This window comes from Pseudomonas sp. NBRC 111133, assembly GCF_001320605.1.
Classification (GTDB): domain Bacteria; phylum Pseudomonadota; class Gammaproteobacteria; order Pseudomonadales; family Pseudomonadaceae; genus Aquipseudomonas; species Aquipseudomonas monteilii.
The window spans coordinates 1-2,861 of sequence record NZ_BCBJ01000138.1 but is presented as its reverse complement, the minus strand read 5'-3'; the positions used below and the strand labels follow the sequence as shown (position 1 = coordinate 2,861).

The following is a 2,861-nucleotide window of genomic DNA, read 5'->3' as shown; positions in this document are numbered from 1 at the left end:
CTGTTCGAACTTCCACTCGTCAGCACCGCTGACCGATGCAATGGCGTTGACCACAGGCGGATTGGTACCGGTGTAGACGTTGTCCGGGGCGGCGACAGTAGTCGAACCGGTGGTGCTGTTGGCCGCGACCACAATGTTGGTGCCGTCGGCCAGCTTGAAGTACAGCGGCGCGTGGTTGTTGATCGGCAGACCATCTTTGTTGGTCAGCGTGATGGTGTAGGTGATCTCGCCGCCTTCGGTTACCGAAGGGGTAGCCGTCAGCTTGGCGATCACTTCGCTCGTGGTGTCTTCGACTTTGACCGACGCTGGATCACCCAGCTGCAGGTTCTCGAAGGTCGCACCTGTGGCATCAACGGCCGACTTGAGGCCCAGGCTGATTTCGCCGGCGTCTTTGTAAACGTCGTCACCTTGTTCAGCGTGGGTGTACTGCGCACTGGTGTCGCCGGCCTTGATGGTGACCTTGGCATCGTTGCTCAGGGTCACGATCAGGTCGTGGTCCAGCACGGTGTTGATCTTGACGGTGAAGGTCGGCTTCTCGTTCTCGAGAACCGACGTTTCGTTGGCTTCGATGGTGACCTTGACGATGTCGCCTTCGTTGCCCGGAGTACCCGGCTCGTCGGTAACCTGGGTCTTGACCTCGGTCTTGTCCAGGGTGAGCTGTTCGAACTTGCCGACATCAGCGCCAGCAACAGTCGCGATGGAGTTAACCACTGCAGGGTTGGTACCGACGTAAACGTTGTCTGGAGCGGTGACAGTGATCGAACCGGTAGCGCCATTGGCCGGCACGGTGATAACGGTTTTGCCGTCGCTCAGCGTGAAAGTCAGGGCGCCGTGATTGTTGATCGGCAGACCGTCTTTGTTGGTCAGCGTGATGGTGTAGGTGATCTCACCGCCTTCGGTCACCGAAGGGGTCGCGGTCAACTTGGCCACGACTTCGTCGGTGGTGTCGGTCACTTGAACAGTAGCCGCACCGCCCAACTGCAGGTTCTCGAAAGTAGCGCCGGTGGCGTCTACAGCCGAGTTGATGCCCAGGCTGATCTGGCCAGCGTCATTGTAAACGTCGTCACCCTGTGCAGCGTGCTCGTAAGGCGCGCTGGTTTCACCCGCCTTGATGGTGACTTGGGCGTTGTTGCTCAGGGTCACGACCAGGTCGTGGGCCAGTGGCTGGTTCACGTGCACGGTGAAGGTAGGTTTGACGTTTTCCGCCACCGAAGTCTGATCGGCGGTGATGGTGACCTTGACCAGATCGCCTTCGTTGCCTGGGGTGCCTGGGGTGCCTGGCTCGTCGGTGACCTGGGTGCTGACCGGGGATTTGTCCAGGTTCAGGTTTTCAAACTTCCACGCATCCGCGCCGCTGACGGCATCGATGGCATTGACCACCGGCTGGTTTGTACCGACATAAACGTTATCCGGTGCGGTTACAGTGGCCGAACCGCTGGTGCTGTTGGCAGCCACAACGACCGTGGTGCCATCGGTCAGCTTGAAGTACAGCTCCGAATGGTTGTTGATCGGCAGGCCGTCTTTGTTGGTCAGGGTGATGGTGTAGGTGATCTCGCCGCCCTCAGTCACCGAAGGCGTCGCGGTCAGCTTGGCTACTACCTCGTCGATGGTGTCGGTCACTTTGACCGAGGCATCACCGCCCAACTGCAGGTTCTCGAAGGTAGCGCCAGTGGCGTCCACCGCCGACTTGATGCCCAGGCTGATCTCACCGGCATCCTGGTAAACGTCATCGCCCTGTGCAGGGTGCTCGTATGGTGCGCTCGTCTCGCCAGCCTTGATGATGACCTGGGAGTTGTTGCTCAGGGTCACGACCAGGTCGTGGGCCAGTGCGGTGTTGATGTGCACGGTGAACGTCGGTTTGACGTTCTCGGCGACCGATACCTGGTCAGCCGTAATGGTGACCTTGACGATGTCGCCTTCGTTGGTGCCGCCTGGGTTACCGGGAGTACCTGGCTCGTCAGTGACCTGAGTGCTGACCGGAGTCTTGTCCAGGTTCAGGTTTTCGAACTTCCACGCATCCGCGCCACTGACGGCGTCGATGGCATTGACCACTGGCTCGTTAGCGCCGACATAGACGTTATCCGGCGCGGTTGCAGTGGCCGAGCCGGTGGTGCTATTGGCGGCCACAACGACCGTCGTGCCATCGGTCAGCTTGAAGTACAGCTCCGAATGGTTGTTGATCGGCAGGCCGTCTTTGTTGGTCAGGGTAATGGTGTAGGTGATCTCACCGCCTTCGGTGACCGAAGGAGTGGCGGTCAGCTTGGCCACCACTTCACTGATAGTGTCCGAGATCTCAACGGTGGCCGGGCCACCCAAGGCCAGCTTCTCGAAGGTGGCGCCCGGAACTGTTGCGTCGGTAACGCTGAGGGTAATAGAGCCAGCATCGAGATAGACGTCATCGCCCTGAGCCGGAGTCTTGTACTCGACTTCGGTCTTACCGGCTTCGATCGTCACGGTGTCGCCATTCGACAGGGTTACGGTCAATGGACGATCCAGCGCCTGGCTTACTTTCACAGTAAAGGAAGGCTGCTGGTCTTCGGTCACATTGCCATTGCTGACGATGCTTACGGTGACGGTATCGATACTGTCACTGATGACAGTCGAAGCTGGAGTCGGATTCGGGGTCAGCTGCTCGAAGTTACCGCCCGTGGCATTCTCGATGGTTACGCTGACGGTCGAGCCGTTGTTGTAGACGTCGTTCGCCGGGGTCTGGAAATCAATGCTGCCCTGGGTCTTGCCGGCCTCAACGGTAATGGTCTGGCCGTTGGACAGGGTCACGGCCACCGGAGTCTGGGCAGGGTTGCTCAGGGTCACGGTGTAGGTGATTACGCCACCTTCGGTCACGCTCGGCGATGCAGTCA

General features: G+C 59.5%; 1 protein-coding gene. It reads right to left on the bottom strand.

Annotated features, from left to right (window positions below; translation table 11 throughout):
• A partial coding sequence (locus APH36_RS32250; RefSeq protein WP_374754814.1) for an immunoglobulin-like domain-containing protein occupies window positions 1-2,861 on the bottom strand: 2,861 nt, incomplete at both ends.